This is a genomic window from Plantibacter flavus (genome assembly GCF_900177615.1).
Lineage (GTDB): Bacteria > Actinomycetota > Actinomycetes > Actinomycetales > Microbacteriaceae > Plantibacter > Plantibacter flavus.
Window position 1 is genome coordinate 127,872 of the sequence record NZ_FXAP01000002.1, and the last position, 13,913, is coordinate 141,784.

The 13,913-nt window shown below is 68.5% G+C and carries 14 protein-coding genes; 9 read left to right on the top strand and 5 right to left on the bottom strand.

Going from position 1 to position 13,913, the window contains the following annotated elements; translation table 11 throughout:
- Positions 1-13: 13 nt before the first annotated feature.
- A complete protein-coding gene (locus tag B9Y95_RS06990) occupies positions 14-1,081 on the bottom strand; it encodes a LacI family DNA-binding transcriptional regulator (RefSeq protein WP_085511204.1) in 1,068 nt (355 codons plus the stop codon).
- A gap of 167 nt (positions 1,082-1,248) precedes the next feature.
- Between B9Y95_RS06990 and B9Y95_RS06995 the strand changes: the two genes are divergently transcribed.
- Complete coding sequence (locus B9Y95_RS06995) at positions 1,249-3,687, top strand: glycoside hydrolase family 2 TIM barrel-domain containing protein (protein WP_085511205.1); 2,439 nt, start codon at positions 1,249-1,251, stop codon at positions 3,685-3,687.
- Positions 3,688-3,747: 60 nt separating this feature from the next.
- On the opposite strand, the gene B9Y95_RS07000 is transcribed toward B9Y95_RS06995, so the two are convergent.
- Positions 3,748-4,503 carry an SDR family oxidoreductase gene (locus tag B9Y95_RS07000; protein WP_085511206.1) on the bottom strand — a complete coding sequence of 252 codons (756 nt, stop codon included), beginning with the start codon at positions 4,501-4,503 and terminating at the stop codon, positions 3,748-3,750.
- A gap of 100 nt (positions 4,504-4,603) precedes the next feature.
- Between B9Y95_RS07000 and B9Y95_RS07005 the strand changes: the two genes are divergently transcribed.
- Positions 4,604-5,449, top strand: coding sequence for a helix-turn-helix transcriptional regulator (locus B9Y95_RS07005; protein WP_085511207.1), 846 nt, complete (start codon positions 4,604-4,606; stop codon positions 5,447-5,449).
- Between the two features lie 21 nt (positions 5,450-5,470).
- On the opposite strand, the gene B9Y95_RS07010 is transcribed toward B9Y95_RS07005, so the two are convergent.
- Positions 5,471-5,887 carry a hypothetical protein gene (locus tag B9Y95_RS07010; protein WP_085511208.1) on the bottom strand — a complete coding sequence of 139 codons (417 nt, stop codon included), beginning with the start codon at positions 5,885-5,887 and terminating at the stop codon, positions 5,471-5,473.
- Positions 5,888-5,930: 43 nt separating this feature from the next.
- Positions 5,931-6,323 (bottom strand): hypothetical protein, encoded by a 393-nt coding sequence (locus tag B9Y95_RS07015; RefSeq protein WP_085511209.1) that lies wholly within the window; start codon positions 6,321-6,323, stop codon positions 5,931-5,933.
- Between the two features lie 88 nt (positions 6,324-6,411).
- On the opposite strand from B9Y95_RS07015, the gene B9Y95_RS07020 reads away from it, so the two are divergent.
- The gene (locus tag B9Y95_RS07020; RefSeq protein WP_085511210.1) at positions 6,412-6,981 is read left to right on the top strand and encodes a hypothetical protein; all 570 of its coding nucleotides are present in this window, start codon (positions 6,412-6,414) and stop codon (positions 6,979-6,981) included.
- A gap of 62 nt (positions 6,982-7,043) precedes the next feature.
- A complete protein-coding gene (locus B9Y95_RS07025) occupies positions 7,044-7,856 on the top strand; it encodes an isocitrate lyase/PEP mutase family protein (RefSeq protein ID WP_085511211.1) in 813 nt (270 codons plus the stop codon).
- A gap of 13 nt (positions 7,857-7,869) precedes the next feature.
- Here B9Y95_RS07025 and B9Y95_RS07030 read toward each other — a convergent pair whose 3' ends face one another.
- Positions 7,870-8,373, bottom strand: coding sequence for a nucleoside/nucleotide kinase family protein (locus tag B9Y95_RS07030; protein ID WP_085511212.1), 504 nt, complete (start codon positions 8,371-8,373; stop codon positions 7,870-7,872).
- A 296-nt stretch (positions 8,374-8,669) separates the two neighbouring features.
- Here B9Y95_RS07030 and B9Y95_RS07035 point away from each other — a divergent pair, with 296 nt between their 5' ends.
- From B9Y95_RS07035 to B9Y95_RS07055, 5 genes are all read left to right on the top strand, one after another.
- Entirely contained in the window at positions 8,670-9,569 is a 900-nt protein-coding gene (locus tag B9Y95_RS07035; RefSeq protein WP_085511213.1) for a pentapeptide repeat-containing protein, read from the top strand.
- Between the two features lie 34 nt (positions 9,570-9,603).
- Positions 9,604-10,137 (top strand): hypothetical protein, encoded by a 534-nt coding sequence (locus tag B9Y95_RS07040; protein WP_085511214.1) that lies wholly within the window; start codon positions 9,604-9,606, stop codon positions 10,135-10,137.
- 133 nt (positions 10,138-10,270) lie between these two features.
- Entirely contained in the window at positions 10,271-12,160 is a 1,890-nt protein-coding gene (locus B9Y95_RS07045) for an FAD-binding monooxygenase (RefSeq protein ID WP_085511215.1), read from the top strand.
- Positions 12,161-12,223: 63 nt separating this feature from the next.
- Positions 12,224-13,336: a helix-turn-helix domain-containing protein gene (locus tag B9Y95_RS07050; RefSeq protein WP_085511216.1), complete on the top strand. Its 1,113-nt coding sequence runs from the start codon at positions 12,224-12,226 to the stop codon at positions 13,334-13,336.
- Positions 13,333-13,890 carry a PIN domain-containing protein gene (locus B9Y95_RS07055; RefSeq protein WP_085511217.1) on the top strand — a complete coding sequence of 186 codons (558 nt, stop codon included), beginning with the start codon at positions 13,333-13,335 and terminating at the stop codon, positions 13,888-13,890. Before B9Y95_RS07050 ends, B9Y95_RS07055 begins: the two co-directional genes overlap by 4 nt.
- The last annotated feature ends 23 nt before the right edge of the window (positions 13,891-13,913 follow it).

Below are 13,913 nucleotides of genomic sequence, written 5' to 3' on the forward strand. Positions count from 1 at the left end.
AGATTCGGGCAGCTCAGGGCGTTGAGGTCGGGGCGGGCGCCGTCGACTCGCGTTCGATGAGCGTAGTCGCGAGCTCGAGGTGGTGGGAGAACGGCTTCTCCCCCGCGTGCAGGCGGAGCAGGGTGTCGACGGCGGCCCGGCCGATGTCGTGCATGGACGTGTGGACTGTGGTGAGGAGCGGGAAGGTCAGCATGGCTGAGTAGGTGTCGTCGTAGCCGACGACACTCACGTCCTCCGGCACCCGCAGCCCGGCTTGGACGACCGTGCGGATGACCGCGAACGCGTCGGCGTCGTTGGTCGCGAACACGGCGGTGGGCGGCTCGTCGAGAGCGAGCATGCGCCGGACCGCCGTCGCTGAGGTCCCCATCCCCTCCTCGGACACCAGACGGGGATCGAGCGGGATGCCGGCCGACAGGAGCGCCTCCCGATAGCCGACCGCTCGCGCGCGCAGGCCGGGGTTCGCTGGATGTCCGCCCACGAAGCCGATCCGCCGATGCCCCAGAGCGACGAGATGATCGACCGCCTGCTGCCCGCCGGTCGCATGGCTGGACCCGATACTCGCCACCGAACGATTGAGCGGGTCGGGCGAGTCCACGGCGACGAGCGCGATCCCCGCATCGAGACAGGCGTCGACGACGTCCGAGGCGATCGAGGTCGTGACCACAATCATGCCGAGCGCGCCGCGGGCCGCGACGCGGTCGACGAACGCGCGGTCGAGTGCCGCTCCTCCTGCAGCCGCACCGGCGATGGCATCCCCGCCGAACTCGGAACCCGGCGACAGCACCCGCGTCACGAGATCGATGTCCGACCGCTGTGCTGCGGCGACCATGCCGTCGAGGACGCGGAGGGAGTAGACGCTGTGCAGGGTGTCGAACACGACGTGGATGCTTCGGGGAGCACCGGGGATCGACCGGGGTGTCGGGCGGTACCCGAGCTCGCGCACGGCCTCCTCGACCCGCGCACGGGTCGCCTCGGACATACCCGACCGACCGTTGATCACCTTCGAGACGGTCGCGATCGAGACACCGGCGCGCTCGGCGATCGACGCCAGCGTCGGACCCGTCATGGGTGTGCGTGCCATGGAGAGCCCTCCCTCGTCCCGCGGCGAGTGGTCGCCGGTCACAGCCAGCCTAGCGAAACTGTTTCGAATCGAGACGTTGACGACGCCGTGCTGGCTCGCTTACCTTCGGGATCACGGCGCATGACGCCGAAAGACTTTCGTCACCTCGATCTGCACTGGAGCATGTCATGACCGTCATCCCGTTCACCGGCGACTGGATCGTCCGCGCACCCCGAGGCCCCTTCGCCGCCGTCCAGGGCGGTGCGGACGACTCGCTGGCCGTGACCCTCCCGCACGACGCCCTGCGCGATGCCGAGCGTTCGCCGGACGCACTCGCGAAGGGTGGGGCCGCCTACTTCCCCGCCGGTGCCTTCAGCCAGGTGAGGACCTTCGAGGTCCCCGCCGAGTGGTCCGGTCGCATCGTCCGGCTCGAGATCCAGGGTGCGTTCCGACACGTGATGGTGTATCTGAACGACGAGTTCGCCGGCAATCGGGCCGACGGCTTCGCGCGCTTCTTCGTCGAACTCACCCCGTTCCTCCGCTTCGGCGAGACGAACACGCTGCGCATCGAGACCCGCGCAGGTCAGGACTCCCGCTGGTACGCCGGAGCCGGCCTGCACCGCCCGGTGCTCCTCCATGTCGACGAACCCACGCACATCGAGCCCGACGGAGTCCGCATCACGACGATCCGGATCGAGGACGCCCAAGCGGTGCTCGAGGTGGCGACGACCATCGTCAACCGCGGACTCACCAGGAGTACGCACGTCCTCGCGACGGAACTCGCCGACCCCGACGGGAGCGTGGTCGAGGGCGAGCGCACGCCGGTCACCGTCGCGCCAGGCGGTAGCGCGCTCATCCGCCAGCGGCTGTACGTGCCGGACCCGGCCCTGTGGAGCGTCGACTCGCCCGCGCTGTACTCGGCGAGGACCTCGCTCGAGGTCGATGGTCGACCCGCCGACGAGGCAGCCGTCGTCCACACGGTCCACGGTGTCCGCACGGTCACCGTCGACCCGCGGAAGGGGCTCCGCATCAACGGCGAACCGGTGCTGCTCCGCGGGGCCTGTATCCACAGCGACAACGGTCCGCTCGGTGCAGCATCGATCGCGCGCGCCGAGGAACGGCGTATCCAGCTCCTCAAGGACGCCGGATTCAACGCGATCCGCGCGGCCCACAATCCGGCGTCGCCCGCCATGCTCGACGCCTGCGACCGCATCGGCATGCTCGTCATGGACGAGACCTTCGACATGTGGGGTCGGGGCAAGACGGACAACGACTACTCCCTCGACTTCGCGCAGTGGTGGCGGGCCGATCTGGAGTCGATGGTGGCGAAGGACATGAACCATCCGAGCGTGATCATGTACTCGATCGGCAACGAGATCGTCGAGGTCGGCACCCCGCACGGCGCGATCCAGGCGCGGGAACTCGCCGAGCACGTGCGGGCGTTGGATCCGACACGACTCGTGACGAACGGCGTGAACGCGACCCTGGCCGTGCTCGACGATCTGGACGACATCATGGCGTCGGACCAGGGGTTGAACGAGCTGATGGGCGAAGCGGGCGCGAACATGATGAGTCTCATCGGTTCCTCCGACGCCGTCACGACGCGCACCGAGGAGTCCAGTGCAGCCCTCGACGTCCTCGGCCTCAACTACGCGGACGGCCGCTACGCGAGCGATGCCGAGCGGTTCCCGCACCGCGTGATCGTCGGCTCGGAGACCTTCCCGACCCGGATCGGCGACCTCTGGCCGCTCGTCGAGGCGAACCCGAACGTGATCGGCGACTTCACCTGGACCGGCTGGGACTACCTCGGCGAGGTCGGCATCGGTGCGACCTCCTATGCCGAGGACCCCGAGGCGAACGGCGCACTCGAGCGCGAGTTCCCCTACCTCACCGCGTGGTGCGGTGACTTCGACATCACCGGCTGGCGGCGGCCGGTGTCGTACTACCGGGAGATCGTCTTCGGTCTGCGGTCCGAGCCGGCGATCGCGGTGCTCCGCCCGGAACGGCACGGGCAGACGATCACGATGCAGTCCCCGTGGGCGTGGAGCGACTCGGTCGACTCGTGGACCTGGCCCGGTTTCGAGGGCGCGCCGGTGACCGTCGAGGTCGCCGCCGACGCCGACGAGGTGGCCCTGCTGCTCGACGGAGTGGAGGTGGCGCGTGGGCCGGTGGGTGGACGCCGGCCGAAGCTCGCCGAGTTCGAGACCGTCTACCGGCCGGGCACGCTCGAGGCGGTCGCGTTCCGCTCGGGCGCGGAGGTCGGCCGCACTGCGCTCGTCTCCGCCACGGGCCCGACCAGGCTCGTGGCGACCGCCGACCGGACGACACTCCGCGCCGACGACACCGATCTCGCCTTCATCGCGACCGAGCTGCGTGACGCGGCCGGCGTCCTGGTCACCGGCGCCGACCGCGAGGTCTCGGTCAGCGTCGCGGGCGCGGGTCGGCTCGCGGGCTTCGGAACCGGTACCCCGAAGACGACCGAGCGATTCGACGCGACTACGCGCACCACGTTCGACGGACGGGCGCTGGCGATCGTCCGTCCGAGCGGGCCCGGCGCCATCACGGTGACGGTGAGCGGTGCCGGCCTCGACGACGTCGTCCTGGACCTGGAGGCAGCGGGTCGCTGAGTCGCCCAAATCTGCACGGAATCAGCCTGATTTCGTGCAGATCCGGGCGACTGAGTCCGCCTAGTGCGGGTCGAGGCGGTTGAGCATCGCGACCGTCTGGTCGTACTCGCCGCGGACCTCGGCGTAGCGCAGGAACTTGACGTTCTCGACCTGGATCTCCGTGGCGTCGGGCTGCGACTCGATGAGGCCCATGACCTCGTCGGCGAAGGCGTCGAGGGGCATCGCGAAGTCGCTCTCCTCCTGGCCGGGCATGAGCGAGGTGCGGACGGCCGGCGGGACGAGCTCGACGACACGGACGCCCGTGACCGCCAGCTGGAGGCGGATCGACTCGCTCAGCATGTGGATGGCCGCCTTGCTCGCGTTGTAGGTCGGCGTCACCCGCAGCGGGGTGAATGCGAGCCCGGAGGAGACGGTCATGATCGTCGCGTCCGGTCGGCTGCGGAGCTGCTCGATGAACGCGCCGATGAGCCGGATGGGCCCGAGGACGTTCGTCGTGATGATCTCCTCGGCGGTCGCGACGAAGTCGGAACCGGTCCAGTCCTCCCCGCGCATGACGCCGGCCATCGTGACGAGCACGTTCAGCTCGGGGTGCTCCGCGATGACCTGCTTCGCCGCGGCTTCGATGCTCCCAGGATCGGCCGTGTCGATCCGCACGGTGTGGAGGCCGGGCTCGTCGGCGGCGATCGACTCGAGGAGTTCGGTGCGTCGCCCGCCGATGATGACGGTGTTGCCGGCTGCGTGGAGGCGTCGTGCGAGAGCGAGGCCGATGCCGCTCGTCGCGCCGGGAATGAAGACGGTGTTTCCGGTGATCTGCATGCAACGAGTCTCCGTCGGTGACGACGGCCGCACCAGGTTCCGGCGATCCATGGATCCGCGGTCCCTGGATCGCCTGGCCGCGGAGGCGGATACTGGCGGGATGGATCGCCCAGCGCTCGCCGACTTCCTCCTCCGACACCGATCGACGTTGCAGCCCGCGGACGTCGGCCTGAGCAGCGGACCTCGGCGACGGACGGCAGGGCTCCGACGCGAGGAGGTCGCGCAGCTCGCAGCGATGTCGACCGACTACTACGCGCGGCTCGAGCAGCAACGGGGACCGCAGCCGAGCACGCAGATGCTGGGTTCACTCGCGCGGGCGCTCCGGCTGAGCGCCGAGGAACGCGACTACCTGTATCGGATCGCCGGACACAACGCGCCGACCCGCCTCGCAGCGACCGACTACGTCGCACCAGCGCTCCTGCGCGTCCTCGACCGGCTCACCGACGCACCCGCGCTCATCCTGTCGGCGCTCGGTGAGACGCTCGTCCAGAACGACCCTGCCCGGGCGCTCTTCGGTGATGCGAGCCGGTACCGGGGCCTGGAGCGCAGCGCGATCTACCGCTGGTTCCTGCACCAGGAGGAACGCGAGCGATACCCCGCCGAAGACCGGGACCGGCAGAGTCGAGCGCAGGTCGCGTCGCTCCGTGCGGCCTACGGCTCGCTGGGGGCGCAGTCGCCGGCGGGCGAGATCGTCGATGCGCTCTCCGGGCACAGTGAGGAGTTCCGGCGACTGTGGGCGACGCACGAGGTCGGGCGGCGCTTCGAGGACCACAAGGTGCTCATCCACCCCGAGATCGGCCCCATCGAGCTGGACTGTCAGGCCTTGTTCACCGAGGACCAGTCGCAGGCACTCCTCGTCCTCACGGCCGCGCCGCACGCCGAGGCCGCAGGCAAGCTCAAGCTCCTCGCCGTCCTCGGCACCCAGACCTTCGAGGGTGCGCGGTAGCGGAAGCGCGGGCCGGGCGGTTCAGGCCGTCGGTGCTGTCCGCAGCTTCCGACGCCGGACAGCCCCGCCGATCGCGACGCCGACGACCCCGATGATCACCGGGACGACCAGCCCGAGGACGACGACCGCGAGGAGCGCCAGCACGAAGGTCGGCATCAGGCCGCCGCCGATGAGGTCGACCACGAGTAGCGGGATGAAGGCCAGCAGCACGAGCCAGGCGAGCCCCGGCTGACGCGACACCGCGAGGATGCCGACCGCGAGCCAGACACCCGCACCCCACAGCAGGAGGCCGAGGACGAAGCGCCAGGAGTCGTACGCCTGGTACGGCAGGAGTTGCGGACCGGGTGCGGCCAGATCCGGGTTGCCGATCACCACCAGCGAGGCGACCACGAGGCCGAGGGCGGCGAGCACGAGGGCAAAGACACCGAAGACACGCACGGCTACCTCCTTGGGGGACGACGACCGCGCACCCGCGGACGGATCAACCATACGGGCACGGCGACGTGCCGACGGGTCGAACGCCCCGGCGCTGAATCGACCCGGCAACGATCGCTGCGACCAGACCCGTCACCAGGAAGGCGATCGCCACAGCCATTCCCTGGGTCGCCGACCAGTCCGTCGGAGGCGTCGCGACCGTGCCGCCTCCGACCATCGGGTACACGCACTGGTACCCGAACGGGAACCAGGAGAGTTCCAACGCCGGCGCCGGGTTCTCCGCGACCAGAGCGCCTGCCGGAGCGTTCTGACACAGGGCGCTGTCGCCTGGGTACGCGTCCACCTTCACGAGGAACCAGGTCGCTGCCGCGATGAGGACCGCCGTGACGACGGCGATCGCCGCGTACACAGAGCCGAACACCACGAAGATCCGGGACATGCCCAACCGTATCGCGGTGCGTCGCGGACGAGTTCCCGCAGACGCCTCCCCCCTTCCCCGCCCGTCGCCCACCGCGTACGTTCGAGGGATGGACGACGACGGACGCACCGAGACCGGCGAGCAACCACACGCACCGGAGCAGGACAAGCTGCTGATCGAGTGGTTGGAGATCATGCACCCGCGCCTCGCACGATTCGAGGACTTCCTCACACCGCGCGAGGTCGTCACCGATTACTCGCGGGACTCGCTCGTCTCCCTCGAGCGGCTCATCCTCCACCGTTGGCCGGACCGCCACGCCTTCGCGCAGGAGCAGGACACCGATTTCACCGACGGTGCCACGCGATACATCGGCGAGACCTACCTGCGGATCGCCGGGGGCGGGTGGTTCGTGAACCACGATCCGAAGTTTTTGTACTCGGGTCGGCTCTGCATCCTGCTCGACGTCGAGATGCCCGTCCCGATCTCGCCGCTCAACCTGATCATCACGATGTTGAGCCGGCGCACCGGCAATGTCCTCACAAGGATCTGGGACGGGCAGACGAAGAACGTCACCGAGCGGAGTCTCACCGAACCGGGCTGGGAGCCGAAGCGCGAGCCGTTCCCCGGCGCGATCCCGATGTCCCGCTTGAGCTCAGCCCTCACGCCTTCCGTCCGCTGACCCCCTGGGTCTCAGCCACCCACGCGGTCGAACGGCCAGGCGAGATGTGCTGGACTTGCCTGATGACCACACCGCTCGAACGCGCGCTCGCCCTGCAGGCGATGCACGTCCCCGGAGACCCGCTGATCCTGCCGAACGCCTGGGACGTCGCCTCCGCCCGCGCCGTCCTGGCGTCCGGCGCCCGCGCGATCGCGACGACGAGTGCCGGCGTCGCCTGGTCACTCGGGCACCGCGATGGGAACGAGCTGACCCGCGACGTCGCCCTCGATGCCGTGCGACGGATCGCATCGTCGGTGTCCGTCCCGGTCACCGCGGACATCGAGGGCGGCTACGGAGAGACACCGGACGAGGTCGCCGGCACGATCGCCTCCTGCATCGACGCGGGCGCCTCCGGCGTGAACCTCGAGGACTCGCTCCGCCCGATCACGGAACAGGAACGACGGATCGAGGCAGCACGGTCTGCCGCTGACCAGGCCGGGACCCCCCTCTTCATCAACGCCCGGATCGACACGCATCGACTCGGCGACATCGGAGACGACCGTTGGTTCGACGAGACGGTGACGCGTGCCGCTGCGTATGCGCGGGCCGGCGCGAGCGGGATCTTCGTGCTCGGTGCCCTCCGAGCCGACACGATCGAGCGGCTCACCGATGCGACGACCATTCCGCTCAACGTCGCCTTCGGCCCGGGAACGCTGTCGATCAGCGAGCTCGCGAGAGCCGGCGCGAGTCGCATCAGCGCGGGTTCGTCGATCGCCGAGGCCGCCTACAGCCTCGCGCAGCAGTGGGCGACGGCGATGCTCGAGACGCCCGATGCAGCTCCCGCATCACCGCCCACACTCGGCTGGGCCGCACTGAACCAGCTCATCCGGGACTGAACCCCAGGCGGGATCAGCGGGACGCCGACGACCACACGTCGCGGATCGCCTCGACCTGTCGGTCGATCGTGAAGCCGGAGACGTCCAGGACGACGTCGACCTCCGGCGGCGACGCGAGCAGGTCGTGTAGCAGATCGAACTCGGCGTCTGTCAGATACGCGGGGCGCGTTGCCGCACGCGCTCGCGCCTCATCCACCGGGAGCGCGAGATGGACCACGAGGCAGTCGGGGAGTTCCGCGCGGTAGGCCGCGAGCGCGTCGACCGTCACGACGTCCGCGATGACCACGTCGAAGCCGGCGTCGCCGAGATTGCGAGCGAGCGCCGCGGCGTTCCGGACGGCGAGCAGGTGCTGCGCTCGCCCCTCGGGACCGCTCCACAGTGTCGCGTCACCGACGACGATCAGCTGCCGAACGTCGTCGGCATCGATGAACGCCGCTCGTTCACGCTCTCCGGCGAGGCGCCTGCCGCAGGTCGACTTCCCGACCGCAGGACCACCCGAGAGCACCAGTGGACGCATGAGCCCCGCCTTCCCTGAGCTGTCAGGCTAGCAATCCATGGCTCGTCGGGCTGATTCGGCATGGCCCGCCGCTTCAGAGGTCGATGAGCCCAGCGACGACCTCGTGCACGACACCGCGCGATACTCTGAGAGCAGTGAACCGTTCTTTCGCTCTGTGACCCAGAGGCCTTTCAGCGACACCCGTTCGCTCCTCCCACGAGGGGCGGTGATTTCGTGCGCCCGGAACGGGAGCTCCCTGCGGAGTTCCCCTGCAACCCGGCCCCCACGCGAAACCACTCCGGAAAGACCACCCACGCATGACGTCCATCGACGCTTCCTCCGCCCCCTCCGACGACCGCTCGGCACTTCGCGCGAACTGCGCTGACTGCTTCGCGCTCTGCTGCACCGCCTTCGGGTTCCAACGATCAATCGACTTCCCGATCGACAAACCAGCGGGAACGCCCTGCCGCAATCTGGCGGACGACTTCTCCTGCAGCATCCACGAATCCCTGCGCCCGCGAGGGTTCCGCGGATGCACCGTCTTCGACTGCTTCGGTGCCGGCCAGCTCGTCTCACAGGAGCTCTTCGGCGGCGCGAGCTGGCGGGAACGCCCCGACACGAGCGCCGAGATGTTCGCCACGTTCTCCGTGGTGCGCCAGCTGCAGGAGATGCGCTGGTACCTCGTCGAAGCCGCCGAGCGCGCCGCCGCGTCGGACCTGGCAGCGAACATCAGCCGGCTCCGCATCGTCGTCCAGCGGATCCTCGACGGCGGCACCTCCGAGATCCTCGCGTGCGACGTCGAGTCCCTCCGCGACGAGGTCCGGCACCTGCTGATCGACGTCAGCGAGGAGGCGCGGGGCGGCTATCTGGCCGGCGCCGACGCCGAGCCGGACGACGACCTCCACCCCTCGGCAGACCTCGCCGGACGCGAGCTGCGCACTCGTCGACTATGCGGAGCCGACCTGCGCGGTGCGGTCCTGATCGGCGCGGACCTCCGCGGAGCGGACCTGACGGGCGTCGACCTACTCGGTGCCGACCTCCGCGGCGCACGACTCGACGGAGCCGACCTCTCGGACACCCTGTTCCTCACGCAGATGCAGCTCAACGCGGCACGGGGTGACGAGGCGACGCTCCTGCCGACCGTCCTCGCCCGGCCGGGGCACTGGACGACGGCGAGTCACGCTTCCTCCCCGACAGATGGGGAGTTGTCCCCGTAGGCCTCGGGCGACCGTCCCCGATACGGTCGGTGACATGATCCGCATGCACCGCACCCTCGCCCTGACCGCCCTCGTCGCAGCGACCGCCGGGATCGCCCTCACCGGGTGCTCGAGCCCACAGGAGGCACCCGACGACGCCCTGGCACTCGGTACGGGTGTGGCCGTCGAGGTCGGGACGGGCGTCGAGATGTCGTTCGCCATCGACGACGTCCGGGAGGGGAAGCTCAGCGACCTCGCCGAGATGGGCGTGCAGTCGACGCCGTCGGACGAGGGGAAGACCCCGTACTTCGTCACCTACTCGGTCACGCTGACGGACGGCGACATCAAGGACGCCGACCGCTCCGCGCTCCCCGTGCCGACGACGGACGAATGGAAGCTCAGCGGCACAGGCAGCTACCAGCCCATCAAGGTCCTGGGTCAGTTCGACTGCACTCCGGACGGCAACGCGACGGCCGGAGTGTCCCCCGACGCCCCGCTGGTCGCCTGCCAGGCCTTCCTCGGCGACAAGGACGCTCTGCCCACGGTCGTCGAGGTCGAGGACCTCGGCACCTGGGCGACGAAGGGCTGATCTCCCGCGACTCGAGCTGCACCTGCACCAGCGAACGGTCTTCCACCGTGCGCCGGTGCAGGGTAGTGTCTGCCGTGCGATAAGCGAACAGTGTGTTCCATTATCGAATTCTTGACGATGAAGTGAGGAATCGATGCAGTTCCACCACCACGGTTATGTCTCCGGTGATCCGCGGGTCCTGCCCGCAGCGGGAGTCGGGGTCGATCGACCCGACGATCTCCCGGACGAGATGGACGTCCTCATCGTCGGCAGCGGACCGGCTGGCATGATCGCAGCCGCCCAGTTGTCACGCTTCCCGTCCATCACCACGCGGATCGTCGAGCGCCGACCGGGACGCCTCGCGATCGGCCAGGCGGACGGCATCCAAGCCCGCAGTGTCGAGACCTTCGACGCCTTCGGCTTCGCCGAGCGCATCACCGCCGAGGCGTATCGCATCACCGAGATGGCGTTCTGGCAGCCCGACGCCGAGGACCCGGGTCGGATCGTCCGCGGCGCCCGACCACTCGACGACACCACCGGCGTCAGCGAGTACCCGCACCTCATCGTGAACCAAGCCCGCGTGCTCGACTATTTCGCCGAGTACATGGCGAACGCCCCGACCCGGATGCGGCCGGACTACGGGTGGGCGTTCCAGGGACTCGAGATCGACGACGACGCGGAGTACCCGGTCGCGGTCACGCTGCTGGACACGAGTGACGAGTCCTCCGGCGAGACCAGGACCGTCCGCGCGAAGTACGTCATCGGGGCCGACGGTGCCCGGAGTGCCGTCCGCCAGGCGATCGGCTGCACCTTGGCCGGCGACCAGGCGAACCACGCGTGGGGCGTCATGGACGCCCTCGCCGTCACCGACTTCCCCGACATCCGCACGAAGTGCGCCATCCAGTCGGGTTCCGGCGGCAGCATCCTGCTCATCCCCCGCGAGGGCGGGCACCTCTTCCGGATGTACGTCGATCTCGGCGAGGTGCCGTCGGGTGGCAGCGATGCCGTGCGGTCGACCTCGATCGAGCAGATCATCGACCACGCGAACACCATCCTGAGCCCTTACCGGCTCGACGTGAAGCACGTCGCCTGGCACAGCGTCTACGAGGTCGGCCATCGTCTGACGGACCGCTTCGACGACGTCCCACTCGACGAACTCGGCACGCGCACGCCGCGCGTCTTCATCACCGGTGACGCCTGCCACACCCACAGCGCGAAGGCCGGCCAGGGGATGAACGTGTCGATGCAGGACGGCTTCAACCTGGCGTGGAAGCTCGGCCACGTGCTCGAGGGCCGGAGCCCCGAGAGCCTGCTGGCGACGTACTCGGCCGAGCGTCAGGTCGTCGCCCGGGAGCTCATCGACTTCGACCGCGAGTGGTCGAGCCTCATGGCCAAGCGGCCGGAGGAGTTCGAGGACCCCTCCGAGCTCGCCGACTTCTACGTGCGGACGGCGGAGTTCCCGGCCGGCTTCATGACGGAGTACAGCCCGTCGGCGATCGTCGGCGAGGCGACCCACCAGCACCTCGCGAGCGGCTTCCCGATCGGCAAGCGGTTCAAGTCCGCCCTCACCTCGCGCATCGCGGACGCGAACCACATCCATCTCGGACACCACGCCACAGCCGACGGGCGCTGGCGGATCTACGTCTTCGCGGATGACGCCTCGCCGTCGTCGGGCCGAGCGGCAGAGCTCGCCGCCTGGCTGCAGGACGCACCGGAGTCGCCGCTCCGCGTGGTGCCTGAGGGCGTGCGGTCCGACGACTGGTTCGACGTGAAGATCGTCTACCAGCAGCGCCACACCGACATCGACATCGGCGCCGTTCCGCCGGTGTTCCGGCCACGCGTCGGCCCCTTCGACCTCATCGACTACGAGAAGGTCTACGCCCGCCATCCCGACATCGACATCTTCGAGGAGCGCGGGATCGACCGCGACGGCGCGATCGTCGTCGTGCGCCCCGACCAGTACGTCGCCCACGTCCTGCCGCTGACGGCCACGGCGGAGCTCGCCGAGTTTTTCGACGGGGTCATGGGACGCGAGACGAATTGATGATGTCCACCCGACGCCGGTCAGCAATCGGCATCGTCGCCTCAGTGTTCTAGAATCGCACACATGGTAAGCGAGATGTCAGACGTCGGGCGCCGCATCGCACAGGCACGCGAACGAGCGCGGATGACACAGCAGGAGCTGGGTAGCCGCGTCTCGATGGAACGGAGCGCGATCGCGAAGATCGAGAGTGGACGTCGGGGTGTCGGCGCACTGGAGCTGTTGCGCATAGCCGAAGCAGTCGGCCAGCGCCTCGAGTGGCTTCTGCGGGACGCGCCGGACGCGGTCATCGCCCACCGGACGCGCTTGGACCCTGACCTGGACGTCGCGGCGATCGATACCCTGCTCGAAACGCTCGCGCGTCACACAGAGTTCGTTGCCGAAATCGTCCCAGCCCTCACCGGAAACGGAATCGAACAGGGTGAAGTACCCCGTTCCGGCAAAGAATCCGAAGCACTCGCCGCCACGGCGCGTGTCGCATGCGGCTTGACCGACGTCGATGCAGTGCGCGGTATCGCAGACGTCGTCGGGCGCGTTGGACTGATTGCGTTCAGCGCGCCCCTCGGTCCTGACACAGCCGATGCTGCTTCCACGCTCCTGAACCAAGGCGCAGTCGCCATTGTCAACTCAAGCCATGCCGTCGGCCGACGACGTCTCGCGCTCGCCCACGAGTTGGGGCATTACCTCGTTCGCGATGACTACACCGTGGACTGGCGCATTGCAGACCACAACGATTCAGACCGTACCGAGATCCTCCTCGACAGGTTCGCGCGGGCTTTCCTGGCACCGCCCGAGGCCTTCAGTAGGTTCTGGCGAGATGCCCGCCGGGTTTGGAGTGTTCGCACCAGCGCGATTCTGATCGGTAGCGAGTTTCAGATCGACATGGCGACGATCGCGCGGCGTCTCCATGAACTCAGTCTCGCCAATGGCGATGAGATCAGTGAAGTCAGAGGCGTTCGCACCAAGAAAGCAGACATTCTCGAACACGGACTCCTCGCCCCGACGGACCTCGAGGGCACGACTGTCCCCACCGTGTACGCGCAGGCGGTGCTGAGCCTGTTCGAGAAGCAGAAGCTCTCCGCTGACCGCGCAATTGGCCTCCTCCTCGGGACGTTCGACCATGAGGATCTGCCCACGCTCCCGACACGGCACAAGGATGAGATTTGGTCTCTGCTGTGACGGAACAGCGACCAAGAAGTACCTTCGTTTTCGACGACGGCCCACTGAGCCACTTCACGGAAGCTGGCTGGCTGGGCCTCCTGGAGTTGTTCGTGGCGGACGGTGAAGCATGGCTTCCCGATACAGTGCAGCACGAACTCGGTGCGGGGGTCGACGCACATCCGCACCTGCGCCAGGTCTTGGACGCAACCTGGTTGAAAGTTACTCCCGTCGGACCTGCAGAGACGGTCGCCTACGGCTTCTATTTCGGGCGCTTGGTCGAGACGCCTCCGACGAACGTGGGCGAATGCGGGGTGTTGGCGCTGGCCGAGTTCCATGAGGCGATCGCCGTGATCGACGACGGGGACGCACGTGCGCTTGCGAAGGAGCGAGGTGTTCAGATGACGAGCACCATCTCCATCCTTTGTGACCTCGTCACCAACAAACACCTCGGCTTCGCCGCAGCGGAACGCGTCGCCGACAATCTCCTGAGGACCGAGTACCGATTGCCGTTCGCAGCGGGCGGGTTCAGGCAATTCGTCAGCGAAAATGGCCTCATCGATCCCTACGAATGACCCCCGATTCGTCTCAGCAGCTG